General features: G+C 68.7%; 26 protein-coding genes and 1 pseudogene. 2 read left to right on the plus strand and 25 right to left on the minus strand.

Annotated elements, in window-relative coordinates; all coding sequences use genetic code 11:
• The 23 genes and pseudogenes from trbL to BWR60_RS23725 form a co-directional block, all read right to left on the minus strand.
• Positions 1–982 (minus strand): P-type conjugative transfer protein TrbL (trbL, locus tag BWR60_RS23625; protein ID WP_144445725.1); only part of this gene is annotated, 982 nt, incomplete at its 3' end.
• The gene (gene trbK-alt, locus BWR60_RS23630) at positions 982–1,242 is read right to left on the minus strand and encodes a putative entry exclusion protein TrbK-alt (RefSeq protein ID WP_088153546.1); all 261 of its coding nucleotides are present in this window, start codon (positions 1,240–1,242) and stop codon (positions 982–984) included. The genes trbL and trbK-alt, both read right to left, overlap by 1 nt.
• A gap of 4 nt (positions 1,243–1,246) precedes the next feature.
• A complete protein-coding gene (trbJ, locus tag BWR60_RS23635; RefSeq protein WP_088153548.1) occupies positions 1,247–1,978 on the minus strand; it encodes a P-type conjugative transfer protein TrbJ in 732 nt (243 codons plus the stop codon).
• Positions 1,975–4,410: a conjugal transfer protein TrbE gene (trbE, locus tag BWR60_RS23640; RefSeq protein WP_088153550.1), complete on the minus strand. Its 2,436-nt coding sequence runs from the start codon at positions 4,408–4,410 to the stop codon at positions 1,975–1,977. The genes trbJ and trbE overlap by 4 nt, the downstream gene beginning before the upstream one ends.
• A gap of 7 nt (positions 4,411–4,417) precedes the next feature.
• Positions 4,418–4,687, minus strand: a complete 270-nt coding sequence (locus BWR60_RS23645) for a VirB3 family type IV secretion system protein (RefSeq protein ID WP_179221920.1) — start codon at positions 4,685–4,687, stop codon at positions 4,418–4,420.
• Positions 4,687–5,013, minus strand: a complete 327-nt coding sequence (locus BWR60_RS23650) for a TrbC/VirB2 family protein (RefSeq protein WP_088153552.1) — start codon at positions 5,011–5,013, stop codon at positions 4,687–4,689. The genes BWR60_RS23645 and BWR60_RS23650 overlap by 1 nt, the downstream gene beginning before the upstream one ends.
• Positions 5,010–6,014: a P-type conjugative transfer ATPase TrbB gene (gene trbB / locus BWR60_RS23655; protein ID WP_429913039.1), complete on the minus strand. Its 1,005-nt coding sequence runs from the start codon at positions 6,012–6,014 to the stop codon at positions 5,010–5,012. Before trbB ends, BWR60_RS23650 begins: the two co-directional genes overlap by 4 nt.
• Before the next feature lie 259 nt (positions 6,015–6,273).
• Positions 6,274–6,672: a hypothetical protein gene (locus tag BWR60_RS36495; protein WP_144445726.1), complete on the minus strand. Its 399-nt coding sequence runs from the start codon at positions 6,670–6,672 to the stop codon at positions 6,274–6,276.
• Positions 6,673–6,895: 223 nt separating this feature from the next.
• Positions 6,896–7,384, minus strand: a complete 489-nt coding sequence (locus BWR60_RS23660) for a CopG family transcriptional regulator (protein WP_088153555.1) — start codon at positions 7,382–7,384, stop codon at positions 6,896–6,898.
• Positions 7,385–7,391: 7 nt separating this feature from the next.
• Positions 7,392–9,383, minus strand: a complete 1,992-nt coding sequence (locus BWR60_RS23665) for a conjugal transfer protein TraG (protein ID WP_088153557.1) — start codon at positions 9,381–9,383, stop codon at positions 7,392–7,394.
• Positions 9,384–9,528: 145 nt separating this feature from the next.
• Positions 9,529–11,268, minus strand: a complete 1,740-nt coding sequence (locus BWR60_RS23670; protein ID WP_088153559.1) for a relaxase/mobilization nuclease domain-containing protein — start codon at positions 11,266–11,268, stop codon at positions 9,529–9,531.
• 331 nt (positions 11,269–11,599) lie between these two features.
• A complete protein-coding gene (locus tag BWR60_RS23675) occupies positions 11,600–11,884 on the minus strand; it encodes a hypothetical protein (RefSeq protein ID WP_088153561.1) in 285 nt (94 codons plus the stop codon).
• Between the two features lie 297 nt (positions 11,885–12,181).
• Positions 12,182–12,385, minus strand: a complete 204-nt coding sequence (locus BWR60_RS23680; RefSeq protein ID WP_088153563.1) for a hypothetical protein — start codon at positions 12,383–12,385, stop codon at positions 12,182–12,184.
• A 271-nt stretch (positions 12,386–12,656) separates the two neighbouring features.
• Positions 12,657–13,301 carry a lytic transglycosylase domain-containing protein gene (locus BWR60_RS23685; RefSeq protein ID WP_088153565.1) on the minus strand — a complete coding sequence of 215 codons (645 nt, stop codon included), beginning with the start codon at positions 13,299–13,301 and terminating at the stop codon, positions 12,657–12,659.
• The gene (locus BWR60_RS23690) at positions 13,298–13,816 is read right to left on the minus strand and encodes a S26 family signal peptidase (RefSeq protein ID WP_088153567.1); all 519 of its coding nucleotides are present in this window, start codon (positions 13,814–13,816) and stop codon (positions 13,298–13,300) included. The genes BWR60_RS23685 and BWR60_RS23690 overlap by 4 nt, the downstream gene beginning before the upstream one ends.
• A pseudogene (locus BWR60_RS23695) lies at positions 13,813–14,276 on the minus strand (DUF2840 domain-containing protein). The gene BWR60_RS23690 and the pseudogene BWR60_RS23695 overlap by 4 nt, the downstream one beginning before the upstream one ends.
• Complete coding sequence (locus tag BWR60_RS23700; protein WP_088153569.1) at positions 14,273–14,497, minus strand: hypothetical protein; 225 nt, start codon at positions 14,495–14,497, stop codon at positions 14,273–14,275. Before BWR60_RS23700 ends, BWR60_RS23695 begins: the two are co-directional and overlap by 4 nt.
• On the minus strand, positions 14,494–15,132 hold the full coding sequence (gene parA, locus BWR60_RS23705) for a ParA family partition ATPase (protein ID WP_088153571.1): 639 nt from the start codon (positions 15,130–15,132) through the stop codon (positions 14,494–14,496). Before parA ends, BWR60_RS23700 begins: the two co-directional genes overlap by 4 nt.
• Entirely contained in the window at positions 15,129–16,169 is a 1,041-nt protein-coding gene (locus tag BWR60_RS23710) for a replication initiator protein A (RefSeq protein ID WP_088153573.1), read from the minus strand. The genes parA and BWR60_RS23710 overlap by 4 nt, the downstream gene beginning before the upstream one ends.
• On the minus strand, positions 16,166–16,459 hold the full coding sequence (locus tag BWR60_RS23715) for a helix-turn-helix transcriptional regulator (RefSeq protein ID WP_088153575.1): 294 nt from the start codon (positions 16,457–16,459) through the stop codon (positions 16,166–16,168). Before BWR60_RS23715 ends, BWR60_RS23710 begins: the two co-directional genes overlap by 4 nt.
• Positions 16,460–16,588: 129 nt before the next feature.
• Entirely contained in the window at positions 16,589–17,131 is a 543-nt protein-coding gene (locus BWR60_RS38285; RefSeq protein WP_179221922.1) for a DUF2285 domain-containing protein, read from the minus strand.
• On the minus strand, positions 17,073–17,354 hold the full coding sequence (locus BWR60_RS37930) for a transcriptional regulator domain-containing protein (protein WP_221345214.1): 282 nt from the start codon (positions 17,352–17,354) through the stop codon (positions 17,073–17,075). Before BWR60_RS37930 ends, BWR60_RS38285 begins: the two co-directional genes overlap by 59 nt.
• 191 nt (positions 17,355–17,545) lie before the next feature.
• Positions 17,546–17,800 carry a DNA -binding domain-containing protein gene (locus tag BWR60_RS23725; protein WP_088153579.1) on the minus strand — a complete coding sequence of 85 codons (255 nt, stop codon included), beginning with the start codon at positions 17,798–17,800 and terminating at the stop codon, positions 17,546–17,548.
• A gap of 181 nt (positions 17,801–17,981) precedes the next feature.
• On the opposite strand from BWR60_RS23725, the gene BWR60_RS23730 reads away from it, so the two are divergent.
• Positions 17,982–18,200: a helix-turn-helix domain-containing protein gene (locus tag BWR60_RS23730; RefSeq protein ID WP_230983160.1), complete on the plus strand. Its 219-nt coding sequence runs from the start codon at positions 17,982–17,984 to the stop codon at positions 18,198–18,200.
• A 117-nt stretch (positions 18,201–18,317) separates the two neighbouring features.
• On the opposite strand, the gene BWR60_RS23735 is transcribed toward BWR60_RS23730, so the two are convergent.
• Positions 18,318–19,514 carry a DUF932 domain-containing protein gene (locus tag BWR60_RS23735; RefSeq protein WP_088153583.1) on the minus strand — a complete coding sequence of 399 codons (1,197 nt, stop codon included), beginning with the start codon at positions 19,512–19,514 and terminating at the stop codon, positions 18,318–18,320.
• 618 nt (positions 19,515–20,132) lie between these two features.
• Here BWR60_RS23735 and BWR60_RS23740 point away from each other — a divergent pair.
• Positions 20,133–20,618 (plus strand): MucR family transcriptional regulator, encoded by a 486-nt coding sequence (locus BWR60_RS23740; protein WP_088153585.1) that lies wholly within the window; start codon positions 20,133–20,135, stop codon positions 20,616–20,618.
• Between the two features lie 207 nt (positions 20,619–20,825).
• Here BWR60_RS23740 and BWR60_RS23745 read toward each other — a convergent pair whose 3' ends face one another.
• Positions 20,826–21,134, minus strand: coding sequence for a DUF736 domain-containing protein (locus BWR60_RS23745; RefSeq protein ID WP_088153587.1), 309 nt, complete (start codon positions 21,132–21,134; stop codon positions 20,826–20,828).
• Positions 21,135–21,576 lie beyond the last annotated feature (442 nt).

Here is a 21,576-nt window from a genome sequence, read left to right on the forward strand (position 1 = left end):
CTGGCGCTGGTGCTCGCGGCGCTCTCGCTGCTCGGCCTCGGGCTGTTCGGCCCCGGCATCGCCACCGGCCTCGTTTCCGGCGCCGAGTTGCGGCGCGGCGGCGGGCACCGCGCTTGCCGCCGGCGACAGCCAGGCCGCCAGCGGCAAGCGCGGTGCCCGCCGCCGCGCCGGCGCCGAGTTGCGGCGCGCCGGAAACGAGGCCGGTGGCGATGCCGGGGCCGAACAGCCCGAGGCCGAGCAGCGAGAGCGCCGCGAGCACCAGCGCCAGCGCATCCTCCAGCGTCGGCTGCGCCTCACCGAAGCCGCGGGTGAATTCACCGAAGAGGCCGGTGCCGATGCCGACGATAACAGCGAGCACCAGCACCTTCACCCCTGAGGCAACGACGTTGCCGAGCACCTTCTCGGCCAGAAACGCGGTCTTGCTGAACAGGCCGAAGGGGATGAGGACGAAGCCGGCCAACGTCGTGATCTTGAACTCGATCAGGGTGACGAAGAGCTGCACAGCCAGCAGGAAGAAGGCGACCAGCACCACCAGCCAGGCGATCAGCAGCACGAAGATCTGGATAAAGTTGTCGAAGAAGGAAACGAAGCCCATGAGCTCGCCTGCGGCCTGGAGGATCGGCCGGCCGGCGTCGAGCCCGACCCGGGCGAGCCGGCCGGGCTGCAGGAACTCGGCCTGGCCGATCGACGAGCCGGCCGCCTTGAGTCCGAGGCCGGCGAAGCTCTCGAAGACGATGCGGGCGAGGCTGTTGAAGTTGCCGATCAGGAAGGCGAAGAGGCCGATATAGAGCGTCTTGCGGATCAGCCGGGCGAGCACGTCCTCGTCGGCGGCCATCGCCCAAAACAGGCCGGCGAGCGTGATGTCGATCGCGATCAGGGTCGAGGAGAGAAAGGTGACTTCGCCGCGCAGCAGGCCGAAGCCGGAATCGATGTAGCGGGTGAAGACCTCGAGGAAGCGGTCGATGACCCCGATGCCGCCCATCAGCGTTCCCCCTCGCCGGTGCCGAGGAAGCGTTCGCGGGCCCTGGTCCATGCCGCCTGGCAGCCGGGATCGTCGGCGGCGGCAAGGCCGAGTGCGCGGCATCGGGCGAACTCGGCCGGCAATGCATCCTGCCGCTCGGAGGCAACGTGGGAGAATGGCACCGGCATCTCGGGCTCGCGATGGACGGCGACCGCTGTGGCCAGCAGCACGACGCCGAGCATGGCGAGGGCCGCCGCCCTGAAGATGGTCCGCGGCTCCATGGCGTCACTCGTGGAACATGCTGACCGTGGAGGGCTGGTAGCCTGCGCCCTCGGCGAGGAAGCGTCGGCGCTGCTCCTCGGCCTGCTGCTCGGCTGCGGCCTGCCGGGCAGCCTCCAGCGCCTGGGCTCGGCCTTGAGCTGCCATCAGCGCGGTCAGGTCGGCAAGCTGCTTTGTCTGCACGGCGAGGAGCTGGTTGCCCGCCTGGGTCGCCTGCAGCACGCCGACCGCGCCCTGGCTGGCGTCGACCAGCGTGCCGGTCTCGGCCTGAGTGGCCGGGAGCTCGTTCACCACCCCGGCGCCGACGGTGAGCGCATGCTGGAAGGCGGAGACCGAATTCTGCCAGCGCTCGCGGGCGCCGGTGATCAACTGCTGGTCACTGAGGCCGGATCCGAGGTCCCGGTACTGCCGGAAGGCGTCCTCGATCGACTGGACGTCATAGGCAATGTGATCCGCCTGGCGCAGCAAGCCCTGCATCTCGGAAAACGAGCCCTGGATCTCGCCGAGCACCGAGGTCGGCAGCGAGGTGAGCTGCCGGGCCTGATTCATCAGCATCTGCGCCTCGTTCTGCAGGCTGGTGACCTGGTTCCGGATCTGCTCCAGCGCCCGCGCGGCCGACAGCAGGTTCTCGCTGTAGTTCCTGGGATCGAACACGATCCAGGCCGCATCGGCCCGGACGACCGGCACCGACAGGAGAGCGCCGGCGATCAGCGCGGCGGAAAGGCGACGACAGGTCATCGGGCAGCCTCCGGGGCAAAGCTGGGGAGGAGATCGGCCGCCCAGGGCACGCCGCGGCGGCGGAGCCAGGCGTCGGCGAAGCCGTCGCGGCCGCGCTCGGCCAGGATCTCGGCGATGGCGGCCTGGTCGGCCTTGGACGAGGCGGCGCAAAACGCGAGCGCGGCCTCGCCGAGGCCGAGCTCGAACAGCCGGTTGCCGCGCCGCGACTGGCAGTAGTAGTCGCGCTTGGGCATGGCATGGGCCACGATCCCGATCTGCCGGTCATTGAGGCCGAAGCGACGGTAGATCGCAGCGATCTGCGGCTCGAGCGCCCGTTCGTTCGGCAGGAAGAGGCGAGTCGGGCAGCTCTCGACGATGGCGGGTGCGATCGCGCTGCCCTCGATGTCCGCCAGCGACTGGGTCGCGAACACCACCGAGGCGTTCTTCTTGCGCAGGGTCTTGAGCCATTCGCGCAGCTGCGCCCCGAAGCTGGCATCGTCGAGCACGAGCCAGCCTTCGTCGATCAGGATCAAGGTCGGCTTCCCGTCCAAACGGCGATCGATGCGGTGGAAGAGATAGGCCAGCACGGCCCGCGCAGCGCCGGTGCCGATCAGCCCCTCGGTCTCGAAGGCCTGGACGTCGGCGTCGCCGAGGCGCTCGCTCTCGGCGTCGAGCAGCCGGCCGTAGGGCCCGCCGAGGCAGTAGGGCTGGAGCGCCCGCTTTAGCGCTGCGGACTGCAGCAGCACGGCGAGGCCGGTCAGCGTCCGCTCGGCCACCGGTGCCGAGGCGAGCGAGGTCAGCGCCGACCAGACATGCTCTTTGTCCTCGGGTCCGACGGCGACGCCCTCGCCGGCCAGGATCCCGGCCACCCACTCCGCGGCCCAGCTCCGCTCCGCCGGCTCGTCGATGCCGGCCAGCGGCTGCAGCGCCACAGCGTCGGCTGCCTCGTCGGAGAGGCCGCCGCCGAGATCGTGCCAGTCGCCGGCCATGGCGAGGCAGGCGGCGCGGATCGAGCCGCCGAAGTCGAAGGCGAAGACCCGGGCGCAGGGATAGCGCCGGAACTGCAAGGCCATCAGCGCGAGCAACACGCTCTTGCCGGCGCCGGTCGGACCGATGACGAGCGTGTGGCCGACGTCGCCGACATGGAGCGCGAAGCGGAACGGGGTCGAGCCCTCGGTCCGGCCGTAGAACAGTGGCGGCCCGTCGAGATGGGCGTCCCGGTCGGGCCCGGCCCAGACCGCCGAGAGCGGAATCATATGGGCGAGATTGAGCGTCGAGACCGGTGGCTGGCGGACATTGGCATAGACATGCCCCGGCAGGCCGCCGAGCCAGGCCTCGACCGCGTTGACCGTCTCGGCGATGCAGGTGAAGTCGCGGCCCTGGATCACCTTCTCGACCTGCCGCAGCTTCTCCGCTGCGATGCCCGCGTCCTCGTCCCAGACGGTGACGGTCGCGGTGACATAGGCTTGGCCGATGGCGTCGGTGCCGAGTTCCTGGAGCGCGGCATCGGCGTCCAACGCCTTGTTGTGGGCGTCGGTGTCGACCAGGGCCGAGGCCTCGTTGGTCATCACCTCCTTCAGGATCGCCGCCACCGATTTGCGCTTGGCGAACCATTGCCGGCGGATCCGGGTCAGCAGCCGGACAGCGTCGGTCTTGTCGAGGCAGATCGCCCGGGTCGACCAGCGGTAGGGAAAGGCAAGGCCGTTGAGGTCGTCGAGAATCCCCGGGGAGGTCGCGCCCGGAAAGCCGATGACGGTCAGCACTCGCAGGTGCGCCGCGCCGAGCCGCGGCTGGAGCCCGCCGACGAGCGGCTCATCGGCCAGGAGCGCGTCGAGATGCATCGGCACCTCGGGCACGGCGACCCGCTGTAGCCGGGTCGAGATGCAGGCGTGGAGATAGGAGAGCGTCCCAGTGTCGTCGAGCCAGGCGGCCTCGGGCATGAAGCCCTCAATCAGTTGCAGGACGCGGTCGGTACGGTCGACAAATCCGCGCAGCAGCTCCCACGGATCGACGCCGCCACGATCCCGGCCCTCGTAGAGCCAGGACTCGACTCGCGACACCTCCTCGGCCGGCGGCAGCCAGACGAAGGTTAGGACATACGCGCTCTCGTAGTGGCTCCCGGCCTCCTCGAACTGGGCCTTGCGCTCGGCATCGACCAAGGCCGAGACCGGGTCGGGGAAGCGGCTCTCGGGATAGCTCTCCGCCGGTTGCCGGCGGGCCTCGGCGAAGATGGCCCAGCCCGAGCCGAGGCGGCGCAGCGCGTTGTTGAGGCGCGCGGCGGCGCCGACCAGCTCGGCCGGGGTGGCGGAGTCGAGATCGGGGGCCCGGAACCGGGCGCTGCGCTGGAAGCTGCCGTCCTTGTTCAGCACCACGCCCGGTGCGGCCAGCGCCGCCCAGGGCAGGACGTCGGCGAGAAGGGCGATGCGCTTGCGGTACTCGGTGAGATTGAGCATGGCAGCCTCACACCGAGAGATGGGGCGGGTAGCGCAGGTGCCGGCGCACGACCTCGACGAACCAAGGGTCCCGTTTGGCCGCCCAGACCGCTACCGCGTGGCCGACGAGCCAGAAGAGGATGCCGGCGATCCAAAGACGCAGGCCGAGGCCGATCGCGGCCGCCAGCGTGCCGTTGGCGATGGCGACGGCGCGCGGGGCGCCGCCGAGGAGGATCGGCTCGGTCAGCGCCCGGTGCACAGGCACTTGGAAGCCGGGGACGGAGTCGGTCTCGATCATCAGACGAGCGCCCCGCCGCCAAAGGAGAAGAAGCTGAGGAAGAAGCTCGAGGCGGCGAAGGCGATCGACAGGCCGAAGACGATCTGGATCAGCCGGCGGAAGCCGCCCGAGGTGTCGCCGAAGGCCAGCGTCAGGCCGGTGACGATGATGATGATCACCGAGATGATCTTGGCGACCGGCCCCTCGACCGATTCCAGGATCTGCTGCAAAGGCTGCTCCCAAGGCATGCCTGAGCCCGCGGCGTGCGCCGGCAGGGCTGCGAGCATGAACCCGGCAAAGCCGAAGGCGCCAACGCCTGGGTGGAGGCGAGCGAACGAGATGGTCACGGTCGGACTCCTGGCGGGATGAGGTCGTCGGGATCGGGGGCGACGGAGGTGAGACGGTAGTCGCGGGCTCCGGACAGGCCGCCAAGCTCGGCGAGGTCGACGAGGCGGCGCTGGGCGCCACGGCCGGCGAGGACAGCGATCAGGTCGATGGTCTCGGCGATCAGCGCCCGCGGCACCGTCACCACCGCCTCTTGGATCAGCTGCTCGAGGCGGCGGAGCGCTCCGAGCGCCGAACCGGCGTGGATGGTGCCGATGCCGCCCGGATGGCCGGTGCCCCAGGCCTTGATCAGGTCGAGCGCCTCGCCGCCGCGGACCTCGCCGATCGGAATGCGGTCTGGACGCAGGCGAAGCGCGGAGCGGACAAGGTCGGAGAGCGAGGCGACGCCGTCTTTGGTGCGCAGCGCCACCAGGTTCGGGGCGGTGCACTGCAGCTCGCGGGTGTCCTCGATCAGCACCACACGGTCGCCGGTCTTCGCCACCTCGGCGAGGAGCGCGTTGACCAGTGTCGTCTTGCCGGTCGAGGTGCCGCCCGCGACCAGGATGTTGCTGCGCTCGGCCACCGCCCGGCGCAGCGCCTCGGCTTGGCCGGCGCGCATGATCCCCGCGGCGACGTAGTCGTCGAGGGTGAAGACGGCGACAGCCGGCTTGCGGATGGCGAAGGCCGGCGCCGCCACGACCGGTGGGAGCAGCCCCTCGAAGCGCTCGCCGGTCTCCGGCAGCTCGGCCGAGACCCGCGGCGCCCGAGAGTGCACCTCGGCGCCGACATGGTGCGCCACGAGCCTGACGATGCGCTCACCGTCGGCCGGCGGCAGTCGCTCACCGGTGTCGGCCAGGCCGTCGGTCAGCCGGTCGACCCAGAGCCGGCCGTCCGGGTTGAACAGCACCTCGATGACCGCGGGATCGTCGAGCCAGGCCGCGATCGCCGGTCCGAGCGCGGTGCGCAGCATGCGCGCGCCGCGGGAGACCGCTTCCGTCCTGTCCGGATAGGCTGCCACCGCGATCCCCTCTCCTGGCGGCCGCATCCCGCGGCCAGCGAACGGGGATGATTAGAAGAGGCAGGATCAGGGCTGGTGCAACAAGCCACAGGGGGTCGTAGTGCGGGAGCGTAGAAAGGCAGGCGGTCGACGGCCCGCGCCAGGAGATCAGACAGCGCCCACCCAAAATCAGACGACCCGACTGCAGATCCGCTGTTCCATTGGGGGGATTTGACGCGCTTCAGCTGCGCGGGACTGCAGGGCGAACGGCAGGCCAAGTTCGGCGCTATTTTCCGAACTCAGTGATCAGACCCCAGCTCGAAATTTCCCAATAACCATCTTGCATTTCGGCGATCGTGCAATGGAACGCTTTCAGTCTGCCGCTCTCTGCACATCGCGCCAGATCAGAGAATTGCGGACGACTCACGAGAAGATTTATGAGTATGGCGGGCCCCTTGTCCGAAGCCGACCCAGCGGAGTTTCTTTTCGCCGTCGAGGTCGGCGCAAATATTGTCAAAACTCCGGGATATTTTCTCTTGGCCGATCGTGGCGACAGAACTACCCCTGCAACGAAGTATGTTAGCTCTACGGTGGTCGCAGAGCCTTCACTCTTCGGGGTTCTTCCGTAGTGAATTGTCCCGGCACTGGCTATTTCGCCATCCCAGTCGCCCGCTGCCAACATCATGCCAATCCCTCCTGGTTGACCACCGCTGTCGCGACAGGGAGTGATCGCCTCGGGTTGCTCCAAGCCCGCCAGCCAGGGAAGCCCAGATCTCGCCTTTCACGTGCCGTCGAATGATCGTCACCGTACACGGATGCGCATCGTCGCAAATCGGGCGCGATGGCCGGTTGTGGTGGGGTCTCGAATATGACTCGGGAGCTCTCAATCAGCATAGCGCGCTGCCGCACTATCTCTGATCAAATGCCTCCGAAGGTGGGTCGCGACCGTCCGCCGTCGGCTCGCTGCTACCAGCCGCCCCGGAATTGGAGCCAGTCTGAGACATATCGCTCGGAATCTCCTGTAGCAGGCCCCTCCCCTTTGCAAGCCGCCGGCCGAGCGTGTCGAGGAAGTCTCGATACCGTTCCCGGCCCTTGGCCTGTGCTGCCGCTTGGGCATTGCCCGGCAGAGGCGGCGTGACCGTGAGCCAGAAGCGGACGAACAGCGCTAACGCCTCGACCGAGATCCCGACATCGCGTTCCAACCGCTCGAACTGCCGCGACAGCCGGTCGAGGCGGCGAGTGACGGCGGCTTCGCGCTGGTCCGCCCCGTCCGGCGACAGGAAAGACGCGACTGCAGCCTCGACGATCGACGACCGCGACAGCCTCTTGCGTTGGGCAAGGTCCTCGATCCTGCGCAGGAGGTCAGGCGAGAAGTAGACGTTCAGCCTGGTCTTCATCGGCCGCTCACAGTTTGATGCCGTCGTCGGGATCCAAGGCCGCCTGCCGGGCAACAGTGCGCACGATCTGCTGCACCATCCTCGCCTTGACGGCCTCGTCGTCCGGTTCATCCTCGAGATCTGCGAACTCCCTGGTCGATGTCGGCGTCTCCGGCGCGATCTCTTCGTGCTCGGGCAGCATCGGCTCACGTCGGATGCCACCATTCGCCCGCTCCTCTGTGCCGGTCCCGGCGCGTTCGGTCGCCGCCGAACCATCTTGCGTCTGCACCGCACTCCAGTCGTCAGGGGCGGACGTGGTCTCTGTCCCCTCCTTGGCCATGGACAGCTTTGCAGGTGGCGGAAGGACCCGCTGCGCAAAACGGGGATCCTCAAAATACCGGGCCTTCCGGGCCCGGACGGGCTGCATGCCGGAGACGAGGACAAGTTCCTCGGAGGGCGGGAGTTGCATCACCTCCCCCGGCGTGAGCAGCGGCCGTGCCGTCTCCTGCCGCGACACCATGAGGTGCCCGAGCCAGGGTGAGAGGCGGTGGCCGGCATAGTTCTTCATCGCCCTGAGTTCGGTCGCCGTGCCCAGGGCGTCGGATACACGCCGGGCCGTCCGCTCGTCATTGGTCGCGAAGGCGACGCGCACATGGCAGTTATCGAGGATCGAATTGTTCGGCCCGTAGGCCTTCTCGATCTGGTTGAGCGACTGGGCGATCAGGAAGCTCTTCAGCCCGTAGCCGGCCATGAACGCCAGAGCCGACTCAAAGAAGTCCAATCGCCCGAGCGCCGGGAACTCGTCCAGCATCAAGAGGAGGCGGTGGCGCCGACCAGCGGTCTCCAACTGTTCGGTCAGCCTCCGGCCGATCTGATTCAGCACCAGGCGGATCAGCGGCTTGGTCCGGCTGATGTCCGATGGCGGCACCACGAGGTAAAGCGTCGCCGGCCGGTCGCATTCCACCAGGTCGCCGATCCGCCAGTTGCAGCGCGCCGTCACCTGCGCCACCACCGGATCGCGGTAGAGGCCGAGGAAACTCATCGCCGTCGACAGCACGCCGGAACGTTCGTTGTCGCTCTTGTTGAGGAGCTCGCGCGCCGATGAGGCCACGACCGGATGCGGCCGGTCGCCGAGATGCCGCGTGGTCATCATCGCGCGCAGCGTGCTCTCGATCGGCCGCCTCGGATCGGACAGGAAGCCGGCGACGCCGGCGAGGGTCTTGTCCGGTTCGGCGTAAAGGACGTGGAGGATGGTGCCGACCAAGAGGCTGTGACTGGTCTTCTCCCAGTGGTTACGACGCTCGAGCGCGCCTTCGGGATCGACGAGGATGTCGGCGATGTTCTGCACGTCGCGGACCTCAGCGTCGCCGCGGCGGACCTCGAGCAGCGGGTTGTAGGCGGTCGAGCCCGGGTTGGTCGGATCAAACAGCAGCACGCGGCCGAAGCGGGCGCGCCAGCCGGCGGTGACCTGCCAATTCTCCCCCTTGATGTCGTGCACGATGGCGGCGCCGGGCCAGGTGAGGAGCGTCGGCACGACGAGTCCGACACCCTTGCCGCTGCGGGTCGGAGCGAAACAGAGGACGTGCTCCGGCCCGTCGTGACGGAGATACTGCCCCTCGAACTGGCCGAGGACGACGCCGTCGGGTCCGAGCAGACCGCCCGCCGCGATCTCCTCCGCCGTCGCCCAGCGGGCCGAACCATAGGTCGAAGCCTCCTTTGCCTCGCGCGCCCGCCAGACCGACATGCCGATCGCGATTCCGATCGCGGCGAAGCCGCCGGCGGCCGCGATCAGGCCAGCCTCAATGAACAAGCCGGGCGCATAAGCGTCGTACCAGTACCACCACCAGAACAGCGCGGGCGGCGGATAGAGGGGCATGCCGCCGAGCTCTGCCCAGGGGCCGCCGAGTTCCGGCTGATAGCCGAGCCGCCAGGCCACCCACTGGGTCGCGCCCCAGACGGAGGCAAGCACCACCGTGAACACGGTGACGATCTGACCCCAGAGGATCCTGGTTCCCGACATGCCCCACCTTGCGCAAGCGATCGCAAAGGCGATGTCGGAACGTTGGCCCTCAGGACAACCGCCGAAAACCCGCCGTCGCGCACCCGGCGACCTCTTCGTGGAAAGGCAGGCGGCGTGCGGCCGCCTCGACGTCGCCCCCAGTTCCTCAGATCCCCAGCCCCCGCTTGCGCCCGAAGCTCCAGTCGACGGCACCGCCGGGACGAAGGACGCCGGAGACCTCCTGTCCGAGGCGTCGCTCCAGCATCGGCGACCAGGGCACGAGGCTGAAGCCAAGCTCGTCATCGATCATGGCGAAACGGCCGGAGGCGAGGTCGAGCCGGCGGCGATAGGTGCCGACAACCGGATCGCCGGCAGCCGCCTCGGTCCGCGGCAGGCCGGTCTCCGTGGCCAGCGCCGCCGCGGCCCCATCGAGCTCGCGCCCGCGGAGCGTGTCGAGGAGGTTGCGGGCGAAGACGACCCGCTGCCCCTGCCGGCGCGCCAGCCCGTCATCGACGAGCCGCTCGATCCGTGCCGCAAGGGCTGCTCGGACTTCGGCGCCGAACCCTCCCTCCGCCGGCGGTGCCGGCTCGCGCGCGACCAGCTGACGGTCGAGCCAGGTCGCGCCCCTGGCGCCGATCTGCGCCTGGATGTCCAGGTCCGAGCGCAGGACCAGCCCCGCCCTGCCCTCGCCCGCCTGCGCCCGGATCTCGACGATGCCGCCCAGGGGCGGCGCGTGCTCAAACGCGCCCAGATCCGGGAAGCGGAGATGGTGGATGCGGCCGTCGATCCCGTCGATGACGGCATATGCCTCGCCGGCGAGCTCATCGTGCAGGCCCCTGTCGACGAGACGGCCGACGATCGGCACCGCGGCTCCTCTGCCGTGGATGATGTAGTCGCCAAGCGCCCGCTCCGTTCCCTGGAGGCTGTGGTGCATGGTCCGGATGATGTCGCCACGATCGCCGAGCTCGCGCAGCGTCCGTTCGGCCTCGGCGGCGACCACCCACTGGGCTGGGCCGGCCGGCGCCGCGAGCCTCATCCGTTCGAGCCGCTGCAGCCGGCCGATCATCAGCCGGCGAAGATCGGATTCGCCTCCGTCGGGTCCGGCAGGTCGCAGGTCGATGAAACCCTCCTCATCCGCCATGCGGCGGATCTCGGTGTCGAGCCGTGTCCAGCGCTCGGCTTCGACCTCGCGCTCCAGCCCGACCCGCACCGCATGCTCCGGCTTCGGACCCAGCTCGAGCGTGACCAGCGCCTCTGCCCGGGCCCTGAGGCCGCGGCTGATGTAGTCGCGGGCGATGACGAGGTCGCTGCCGTCCTCGGCAATACCGCGGACGAGGAGATGGACATGCGGGTTGTCGGTGTTCCAGTGGTTGACGGCGATCCAGTCGAGCCGGGTGCCGAGGTCGCGCTCCATCTGAGTCGCCAGGTCCCGGGTGAAGGCCCGGAGGTCGGTCATCTCCGCCGCGTCCTCCGGCGAGACGATGAACCGGAAGTGGTGCCGGTCCTCGCGGCACCTGGCAGCGAAGGCGGCGTCGTCCGCGACGTCGGTCCGGGCGTCGAACATGCGGGCCTTCTCGCCGTCGCGGGTGACGCCCTCGCGCTTCAGATAGGCGAGATGCGCGGTGATCGGCGCCGAGCGGAAGCTCCGGCCCTTGTGTCGGACGACGCGGGCCTTGACGACGACACGGCGCCCGGGCGCGAAGAGGCGATCGCGGCCGAAGGCGAGCCGCCCGCGCCCGAAGCTCGACCGGCCGGGACGCGGCGGACGGGGCGAGCGTGGACCGACGTGCCCGGCTTTCTGTGCCGCCTTCAGCACCTGAGCGATGAAGGTCGGCTGCCGGCCGCTGCCGTGGCTGCGAATTCGGCCCAGCCGGATGCGGAGATCGCCGTCAGAAGCCTTGGCCACAACTCACCTCCTGCGCTGCTCCAGGGCAGTGCCGTCGAGAGCATTGATCCGACTGGGAGATTCCAGCTCGACGGCACCGCCGTCGGTGGGTGTGGCCGCAGAAATCTGAGCTTCACCAAAGACTTACCCACCAACCAGCCACACCCTTTTTATCTCGCCGTAGCTCAAAAGTTGTCCCCGCCCCTTCAGAATCGCAACTCGTAGTAGTGGGATATCGCAGTCCGTCGGCCTGCTTCGCACCGTTGGGCCAGCCCCGCCCCGGCAGCGCTGCTGAGCCTTGAATGCAGAAGGCGGGGGCGGCACCCTGGCACCGCCCCCGCCGTGAAGTGGCCTAGTCGATGAGAGCGAGCCGCTTCTGGGCCGTCAGAATCTCGACGACGGTGGAGTTGTCGCGAGCCTCCGTCCGCAGGGCGTCAGCGCGATCCCACGGTCCAAGGTTTTCGACGACGTCGTCGTGATTGTCCTCTTCATCGTAGTCCGGCCCGGGCAGGTAGAGCGGCGCCCGTTTGCACGCCGCGATGGCGTTCTCGAGCCGGCGGATGAGAGCGAGGGCCTCCCGCCGATCGTGCCAGTAGGCGTCGGTGCCCGGGATGAGACGAGATGGTGCGATGGTCATCGGAAGCTCCTTGGTTGACGTCCTCCGCGTCGAGGACGTGCCCCCGGGGCGGCCGGCGAAGCGGCGGTCAAGGACGCCGGAGGCGCCGCGGAGCGGGGCGTGGGGGAGCCGAAATGCGTCAGCATTTCGGGGGGACCGCGCCTCCTTGACGGACGTTTCGTTCCGGCTGACAGGATGGGTCGACCGAGACGAGAGAGGGTTTGGATCCGGCCACTCCAGCTGCGTCGGTCATGCCATGGGATGGCGGGCGCGACGCTCGACGAACGCCGCGCCCTATCAGCTTGGAGCTGTCTGCGATCAGCTCGGCGGATGCCGATCGACTGCAGTGCGGCGGCGCCGCGGCCGTGTGTCGAACAGCTCGTCGAATGCGCAGTCGAGCTCCGCCTGGTGGGCGATCGCCTGCGCGAGCTCGGTCTCGGCCGCCGTCCGCTCACGACGGGTGAGGCGGCAGTGCCTCAGCTCGGCCTGGAGCTCGCGGATGTGGTCGTGGGACGTGGTCATGATCCTCTCCGTCAGTGTCTGAAGACGGAGGGGGGGCGCATGCCGGGGCGGGCCGGGTCGTGGATCGCCGCAGGCGACCGGCTGGCCGGCGAGCGGGGGAGCCGATTTTGTCGAGCGAGACGAAAGACCGGCGCGCGCAGCGCGCTCCACACGCTCGGCAAAATTGGGGGCACCGCTCGTCCACGACGCGGCCTGTCCCGGCATGGGACGATGGGAGATCCGAAGAGACGGTTCTTCTCTCTGGTGAGGCTCCGAAGGTGCCGTTGGTCCATCACGGTTTGCGCTTCCGCGCGGCACTCACCGGAACGAAGAGGCCACCGGATGAGGGCGGACGAAACGCAGTCACCCGGCCGCTGCCATGCAGATCGACGAACAGACCGATGTCCGATGCAGTGACGGACGAAGGAGGCGGCGCGACACGCGAATGACCGAGGGCAGCGAGATAGGCACGTGTCTCAGCGGGCAAAGACCTGCCTCCGGAAAGGTGCTCATCGAGACGCCGCGGTCCGGCGTTGTAAGCAGCGAACAGTCCGGGGTAGCCGTAGCGGTCGTGCATCTCGCGGAGATAGGCGGCGCCGGCGAGGATGTTGTCGCGCGGGTCGTAGGGATCGGCGCCGAGGCCATAGCGATCGCGAAGTCCGGCCCAGGTCTCCGGCATGATCTGCATCAGCCCCATGGCGCCTTTCGGCGACACGGCACGCGGATTGCCGCCGCTCTCGACCCGCATCACGGCGCGGATCCATGGCTCCGGCACGCCGAAGCGCTGCGACGCCTCGGCGATGTTGGCCGACCAGGGCTCGAACGCCTCCGCCACGGTGCCGGAGGCCGGCTCCGCGAGGGCAGGCATCGCCGACGCGCACAGACAGAACACGACGGCCGCCGCCCGGACAGAGCAATTGCTGAGAACCGGCGTCATTGCGGCGCCTCGGGCGTCCGGAACGGCTCCGCCTGGCCGATGATTGAGCTCGTCGGCACCGGCCCGAAATACCGTCCGTCGAGCGAGTCCGGAACGTCCCGATTCATCAGGAAGATCTGGCCGCTGCCGAGCTTCCGGCAGCCCTGCCAAACCGGCAGCATCCGGCCGGCACGATCGCGCTCGCGGACCTGTCCGGCGAAGGTCCCGTCGACGGTGATCTGCAGGCCGGCGCGGCAAACGATCCTCCCCGGCAGGGCGGCGATGCGCTTCAGCAGCGGCACGCCCTCAGGCAAATAGCCGCGCTCGGCGAAGAGCGGAACGAGCGCGGTGGGCGCCCGCGCGAGCACGATGTCGCCGACGGCGAGATGGTCGACTGCGCGCACGCGGTAGAGCCCGACCGGCAGGCTCGCCGAGGCGTTCCAGACGAGACGCGGAATCGGTGAGACCAGCGCTGGGACTGCGATCAGACCGATGCCAGCGAGCATCAGGATCAACATTGCGATGCGCGCCTTCATGCCTCAATCCTCCGGTGCCTGAGCCAGGCGGCGTGCCGGTCGGGGCTATAGAGCCGCGGCTCGAAGTTGGCGGCCAGGCGGTTGTGGACGTGCCGCCAGTGATCCGGCGCGGCGTCGGCCGGATCGATCCCGAGCGCCAGGACTGCGTCGATCGCCTGCAGCACGCGCTCGACCTTCGGCCAGCCGGACTGGCGGAGCACAATCTCGGCGCCGGGCCGTATATGGGGCACCGTCGCGCAGCGCTCCCCCGGCGCCACGGCGCGCAGGATGTCGATGCGCGAAACACCAATCCGAGATCGGTCGCGGCCCAGCGCAGGACGGCGAAGACGCTGCCGGGTGCGAGGGACACGACGCGCCGATGCTGATCGACGGTCGTCTCCGCGACCGACTGGCCGAAGCGCAGCCAGTGCTCGACCCGCCGGTGCAGCCGCAGCAACTCGAGCTGGGTGAGATCGCTCATGATGCGTCTCCGTTCTCGTTGGATGCGGGGAAGTGGCGGGCGAACAGGTCGCGCAGCAGATCGGCGACGGTGACGCCTTGGCGGTAGGCCGCGATCTTGATGCGCCCGCGCAGATCCGGCGTGACGTCGATGGTGAGGCGGGCGGTGAAGGGCTTGCGGGCTTCCGGCGCCCGGATCCATGCCTCAGGGCTGCTTGGCCGCCTGGTGAAGGGTCGGCTCATGGCATCAGCCTCTCAATCTCGGCGGCGAGCATGCGAATCTCGCGGACGGCGATGCGGCTACGCGGGAACTCACCGACCAGGCGGCCGCTGCGGGCGGCGTCGGCGAAGGCGACGCGCTGGCCGATGCGCACGGCGAGCGCCGGCGGGTCGGCCCTGGCGAGCGACATCGCCGTGTCGTGCGCGATCACGGTGCCGGCTCCGCAGCGGTTCAGCAGGAACCGCGCCAGCACGTCGGGCCGGAACTGCCGCGCCTCCTCGAGCAGCCGGAGCGTCTCGGCCGAGGCCCAGCCGTCGAAGGGCGAAGGCTGGACCGGGATCAGCACGAGGTCGGAGGCGAGCAGCGCCGAGCGCATCAGCGCGGCGACGCGCGGCGGCCCGTCGATGACGACGTGGTCGACGTCACGGGCGATCTCGGGCGCCTCGCGGTGCAGCGTGTCGCGGGCCAGGCCGATGACGCCGAAGCGCCGCGGCCGGCCAGCCCGCGCCCGCTGCTCCGACCAGTCGAGCGCCGAGCCCTGCGGGTCGGCGTCGATCACGGTGACGCGCCGGCCCTGGCGGGCCCATTCGCCGGCGAGGTGCAGGGCGAGCGTGGTCTTGCCAACGCCGCCCTTCTGATTGAGGAGAGCCACGATCATGCCGGCTCTCGCCGGCCGGAGATGCCGGAGCCGCGCGGCGCGGCACCATCAACAATGTTAGAGTCTCTTACGTTAGACTCTAAGTTACGGACACCGATCTCGCTTGCAGACCAAAGGCTTAGCTGCGGTCCGTGCGCCTGATGTACCGATAGGCCTGCGCCCGAAGTACCGATATCGGCTGCGCCCGATGTACCGAGCCCGGTCACAGGCTTATCCACCGGTTCTGGGGATAACTCGCCGACCGGTGTGATCCAGAGGAGGTCGCGGCCCTCGAAGGCGAGGCGATAGCCAGGCAGCGGCCGGCGGGCGGCGATGCGGCGGAGGTCGAGGGCAAAGTCGGACAGCCGAGCCAGGCTGCCGGACTTGGCGTGGAGGTGGCGGATCTCGAAGGTCCAGCCGCCAGGCTGGCGGCCGGCATGCTTCCGGGCGACCCGGTAGAGCCATCGCTCGATGCCGCCCGTCAGCCGGAAATACGCCGGGTCGATGGTCAGGACCAGCGACCGGTCCAGCACGCCACGGTAGAACCAGTCCGGCAGCACGAACTCCATGCCGCGGCAGCGGCCGGAGCCGTCGACCAGCTCCTGCCATTCGCCGATCCAGGAGAACTGGTGCCGGCGCCAGTTCGGTCCCTGGCGGATCGTGGTCAGCACCACGGTCGACTGCAGCCGCTGCAGCGCCGCCTTCAGCAGCCGATACTGACGGAAGCCGGTGTCCCGGCCGGTCGCCCGCAGGATCTGGTACGGCGTGAAGCGGAGGAAGCGGGAGGTGCGCAGACCATGGTCGGCGGCCTCGACGATCTGGGTTGCGGCCCAGATCAGGATGTCGGCGTCCCAGATGGTCGCCATGCCGTGCTCCGGCACAGCATAAATCTGCACTTCCGTCTCGCCGGCCTTGTAGAGGATCGGCCGAGTGCGCCGCCCCTTGGCCAGCGAGAAGAAGGGCCGCTCCATCAGGTCGCGCTGATCGCGCGGGCTGACGCCGTCCTCGGGCAATGCGACGAAGGGAGAGAGCGTCGTCCGCTCGGGGAGAGTGGTCATCGTCCCCTCCCCGGCTCAGCGACCGTGTACTGCGGCGCCATGGCGGCATGGCGCTTGGCCGGCAGCACGGTGTCGGTGCCGGAATCGGAGGTCGAACGCCGGGAGCCGCGATCGGCCCAGGCCTTCAGATCCTCGATGGTGTAGACGACGCGGCCGCCGATCTTGCGGTATTGCGGCCCGGTGCCGTAGGTGCGGTGCTTTTCGAGGGTGCGGCCGGACAGGCCGAGGAAACGCGCGGCCTCGGGCGTCCGGAGAAAGCGCGGCGGCATTCCGGCCAGAGGGTCGGGCATGGTCGTGCTCCGTGGTCTTCGGGAAGGCCGCCGGACAGGGCGGCCGGTCGAAGGCCACGGTGGCGAAGCGCCGCCGCATGGGAGGATGGCGAAGACCGGGGTGGCAATAAGCGCCACCCCGACACCGATTCAGCGTCGGGGACCGAGCAGGCGGCGGTAGCCGCCGCGCATCAGCGTCAGGCCGCCGCGGACGAGGCGGATGGTCCGGTCGCGCAGCGAGGAGGTTTTCCAGTTCTCGTCGCGGATGCGGTCGGCGCCGAACAGAGCCTCGGCGATCTCGCGATAGCTCGCGCCCTCCGACCGTCCATCGACGGCGCGGAGCGACGCCATGAGCCGCGCCCGTCGTTGCGTCGGCAGGATCGGCGGAGCCTGTGGCTGCCCCTCCCGGAGCAGCCGCCAGAACCGGAGGGTCGCTTCGGCCCGGAACGGCGCCGTCACGTCGAGCGAGAGCGCCGCGTCAACGGCCGTGCCGCGGGCCGGAGAACCCGGCAGCCAGAGGCGATGCGTGCTGCGGCCGTCGCGCAGCAGCAGATGCAAACCATCCGCGCCCTGGAGTTCGGCGACAGTGCCAAGCCATGTCTCGGGGTCGAAGACGATGGCGTCGGTCGGGGGATCAGGGAGGGAGGGAGTCAGAATCACCGTGCGGGCGTGCAGCTCTGGCAGCCAGAACACAGGCTGCTCGGAGGCGCGCCGCCGCGGATCCGCCAGAAAAGGTCAGCCCCCAGCGCCGGGCGAGGTTCGCAACCTCGGCCTCGGGGCCGAGAGCCTCCTTTCCCTGCGTGCGCTCGTAGTCGCCTCGATACTGCGGATGCCGCCGCAACGCTTCCCAGGCGAAGTCCGGGGCATCCAGATCGGAGCCATAGGCGGCCCGCGACCGCCAGTCGCCATTCGACATGACGTCTCCCTCGGTCCGGCATCATCAACGATGCACGGCTGCATCTTGGGAGCTCATTCCTGATTGAGAAGTCCTCGCAACGGCATCACGTGATGCCGATTGCGTGCAGAGCCGCCCTTACGCTTCGCCTCGAAGCTGCAAGTGCGACGATGTGACTCCACGGGAATCAGGTTCAGCGGGCTGCCGGCGGCTCAGCCCTTCCGCAGCAGCTCACGGTAGCCCTCGGCGCTGAGCCAGCGGGCCCGGGCGAGATGGCTTTCATGGCATTTGCGCACGCGCTCCGGATCTTGGTCGGGGTCGAGGCCGAGCACGATCTTCGCGACTTCGCGCCAGTCAGCCCCCTCTTCCGCCGCGTCGAGCAGACGGAGATAATCCACCAGATGCTCCCGGTCGTAGTCAGTCAGCTCGTCGCCGGTCGGCGCGCTATCGGCAATCGGAGGAGCCACTCGTCCCTACCCCCTCATCGGGTCCGCAGTGTCAGCCAGGAGGTAATTTGCCCTACAATTGGCGTGCTTGTCACGGCCATTGCAGACCAGGGTCGTCAGAGGCCGGCCCAGCGACTCCGGCCGATGTAGACTATAGTCCGTGGTTCGATAGTCAACACACAGCTTGTCTGCATGCATGGACATGCGCAAGCTGGTGGCCCGCAATCTCAAGAAATTCCGGATCGACGCCGGCCTGTCTCAGGAAGAGTTGGCAGAGCAGTCCGGTGTCGATCGCACGTACGTCAGTGGGATCGAGCGTGGACTCCGTAATCCAACAATCGTCATGCTCTGGCAGATCGCGTCCGTATTGAAGATCGAGCCTTGGCAACTGATCCATCCGGACTCGGCCGCAGACGAGTGAAAGCAGAAGACCCGCCGATCCGCGCTCGCGGATCGGCGGAAAATTGCAGATCCTGAAATTCATCAATCGGCAAAAAAGCCGTGCAGCTGGAAATCCGGCTGCACGGCTTTGCGATGATCAGGCAGCGCGCTCCAGCAGCGCGCGGGCCTTGCCCTCGAGCTCGAGCCGGCCATCCTGGTGCGGCTTGGTCCGGGCGAGAGCCGTGATCCCCTGCACGAAATCGAACAGGCTCTCGGGTGGATGCCCCTCCTCGTTCAGCACGGTCGCGATGATCCTGGCCGTCTCCGGCTTGGAGAAGCCGCGCTTGCGCAGGAAGGCCTGCCGGTCCTCCTCGGTGCGGGCAACGATCCTCTCCCGCGCCGCCTTGATGCCGGCGACGAACGGGGCCGGGCTGGAATTTGCGAAGCCGTCCAGGGCCGGCGCCGCCTCGTGGGCGAACCGCTGCGCCGCGAACTTCGAATGCCGGATGGTGATCTCCTCGAAGCCCTCCACGCCCCACAGGTTCCGGTTCTGGCAGACGGCACGGAGGTAGAAGGAGGCGATGCCGAGGGTCTTCGATCCAACTTCGGAGTTCCAGGCGTAGAAGCCCCGGAAATACAGATCGGGCTCGCCGTTCGGCAGCCGTCCCGCCTCGATCGGGTGGGTGTCGTCGACGAGAAACAGGAACACGTCCCGGTCGCTGGCGTAGAGGGTCGTTGTCTCGCGGGTCACGTCGATGAAGGGGTTGTGGGTCATGGTCGCCCAGTCGAGCACGCCCGGCACCTTCCAGCGGGTGTCGCCGGTGCCGTCGCCGGCGATGCGCTGCACGGCGGCGACGAGTTCGTGATCCCAGATCCGCCCGTAGTCGGGCCCGGTGACGGCGCGGAGCTCGATACGGCCGGTCTCGGCCTCAAGCGTCTTCACCAACTCGCCGCGATGGCTGAGCAGGCCATGCTGCAGGTTGATCCCGGCCAGCGGCGCCGGCAGCTGACGCAGATACGTCGATGGGGCGCCAATCAGGGTGCAGAACTGGCCGAAGCTCCAATGCGTCGGCGAAACCGGCTCGTCCCGGCCGGGCACGATCAGGGCGAGGCGCTCGGCATCGTCCCGGCTCGCCTCGATGCGCACCGCCCGGCTCTCCACCGTCCGCGCGGTCGCCCGCTGGGCACGCGCGAGCACCGCCGCATGCAGGTCGGACAGGCTGAGATAGCGCTCATCGTCCGGTCGGCTGAACCATTCCGACGACACCCGGCCGATCCGATCGCCGCGCGACACGTCCACGCGAAAACTCGACGTCACCGGCCGCTCGTCCGGGCTCTGGATCGTCGCATTCATCTCTCGTCTCCTTCAGTTGCAGCGCTTCGGGGGCGCATGCCACCGAAGGCGCCTGCCGAAGGGGCGAGGAAGGGAGCGGCGCAAACGGGGTCGGCCGCGAGGAGGGGGATCACCCGGGCTGGCAGGCCGGAGGCCGAAGCCCGGGGAGACCTCGCGGCCGACAAGGAGCGGAGCGACGCAGCCGGCCCCTTGCGCCGCGGGAAACCCTAGGTTTCCGAACCCGGCTCGGCGGCCGAAGGCAGCCGAGCTCACAAGAGGATCCCGACGCCGTGGAGCATGGCGACGGCGAAGCCGTCCACGGCGGCGAGCGCCACGCGAGGCGGGGCGGAAACAGCCCTGTCTGGGCGGGTCAGCATGGCGACGGCGCAGCCGGGACCCGACCAGTCTGGGCCCGCACCGACCGCTCCGCATGGCCGCGATCGGGAGTGTTATCTGGATGGATGGAGACACCGAGCGCCACTGCAAAGCAGTGTAGAAACACTCTGAAACAAAAATGGACCGACAATTTTTTCAGGCTAGCGGATCGCTCCGCCAGTCACCTCAATTTTTTCTGCCGCCTTCTGGCGTTTCGATAGAAGGCACTCTACAATCAGCAAGGTTATTCAATGGAGACACAGTATGAGCGTTGATGATCAGCGGGTCGCACCATCCGATGATGAAATTCGAGCTTTGACGGCCAAGATCGTATCTGCCCATGTCGGCAACAACTCCGTCGCGATCAGCGATCTGCCATCGCTCATTGTTCAGGTCCACGGCGCCCTGAGCGGATTGGACAAGCCGGTCTCGCCGGTGGTCGAACGGCCGCAGCCCGCGGTGCCGATCAAGAAGTCGGTGACGCCGGAATGGATCGTCTGCCTTGAGGACGGCAAGAAGCTGAAGATGCTGAAGCGCCACCTGTCCTCGGCCTACGGCATGACGCCTGAGCAGTATCGCGAGCGCTGGGGTTTGCCGGCGGACTATCCGATGGTCGCACCCGGCTACGCGCAGCAGCGGAGCGCCCTGGCCAAGGCGATCGGCCTGGGCACCCGGCGCAACGCCTTGCCGCCGCAGCCGGCGGCAGTGCCCGCCCCTGCCAAGCGCAGCCGCTCAAAGAAGTCCGCCTGAACGGACACGTCGGCGATCATCGGCGTTGTCGATGATCGCCGACGACATCGAAGACAAAGCGCTTCAGCCCCCGACGCGCTTCATGGCAAAACGCTCGCGCATACGCCCTCTGAGGTAGGCGCCCCCTGCCCCGTTGCCGTTCCGCGCGGGTGGGTCTCCACCAGGAGACGCCCCGCTCCGGAGAGCGGGGCGTCAGGCCCTGGTCGGTCAGTCGCCGTTGCGGCGGGACCAGATCAGAGAGAGGTCGTCATTGCCCTCGGTCTCGACCAGCGAGGCGTAGATCGGGGCCGGGAAGCTGGGATCGTCGAGCTTGACCGAGAGATAGTTGCGGCCCGCGTTCGAGGTCTTCTTCCATGCGGCGCCGAACTCCGTGGCCCCGGCGAAGATGCGGTAATCGGGGGCCTTGTCGTTCTCGCGCTCGGCCGGGCGGATCGTCGCCTTGACGTTCAAGGTCAGGGTCTTGACCGAGCCGGTGAAGCCGTCGCCGGACTTGGTGAAGGAACCGATGGTCGCCATGGTGGTCTCCTCTTACGTTGCCCGGGCCGCGCCCATCGCGGCCTCGATGGCGATCAGGAGGCCGAGGGGCGATCGCGCCGCAGCCGCCAGGCCCGCAGCGGAGCGAAGGACGGCGGGAGACGGCTTTTTTGCTTCGCGATGCAAAGCCGGGCCCGCCCGGCGGCGGGAAAAAGTCGTCTCCCGCCGTTGCGGATCAGCGATCGAGGCACAGCCGGTCCCTCGGCCAGATCAGGCCATCCGAGGCGGCGTGGACGCGCCCGCAGATAGGGCCATGAGGAGACGTGGCGGCTCTCGGGCCGACGCCAAGATGAGACGGCGCCGCAGGCATGCAGGGACAAGCTCCAGCGATTCAATGACGGCAAAACGGTCAAACGACGGTCAATGAGATGTCGACGCCGGCCCCGAAGTCGGACCTCAGCCGGGGACCGTCCCCGGCCGTCGA

It is taken from the genome of Inquilinus limosus (assembly GCF_002195995.1).
Lineage (GTDB): Bacteria > Pseudomonadota > Alphaproteobacteria > DSM-16000 > Inquilinaceae > Inquilinus > Inquilinus limosus_C.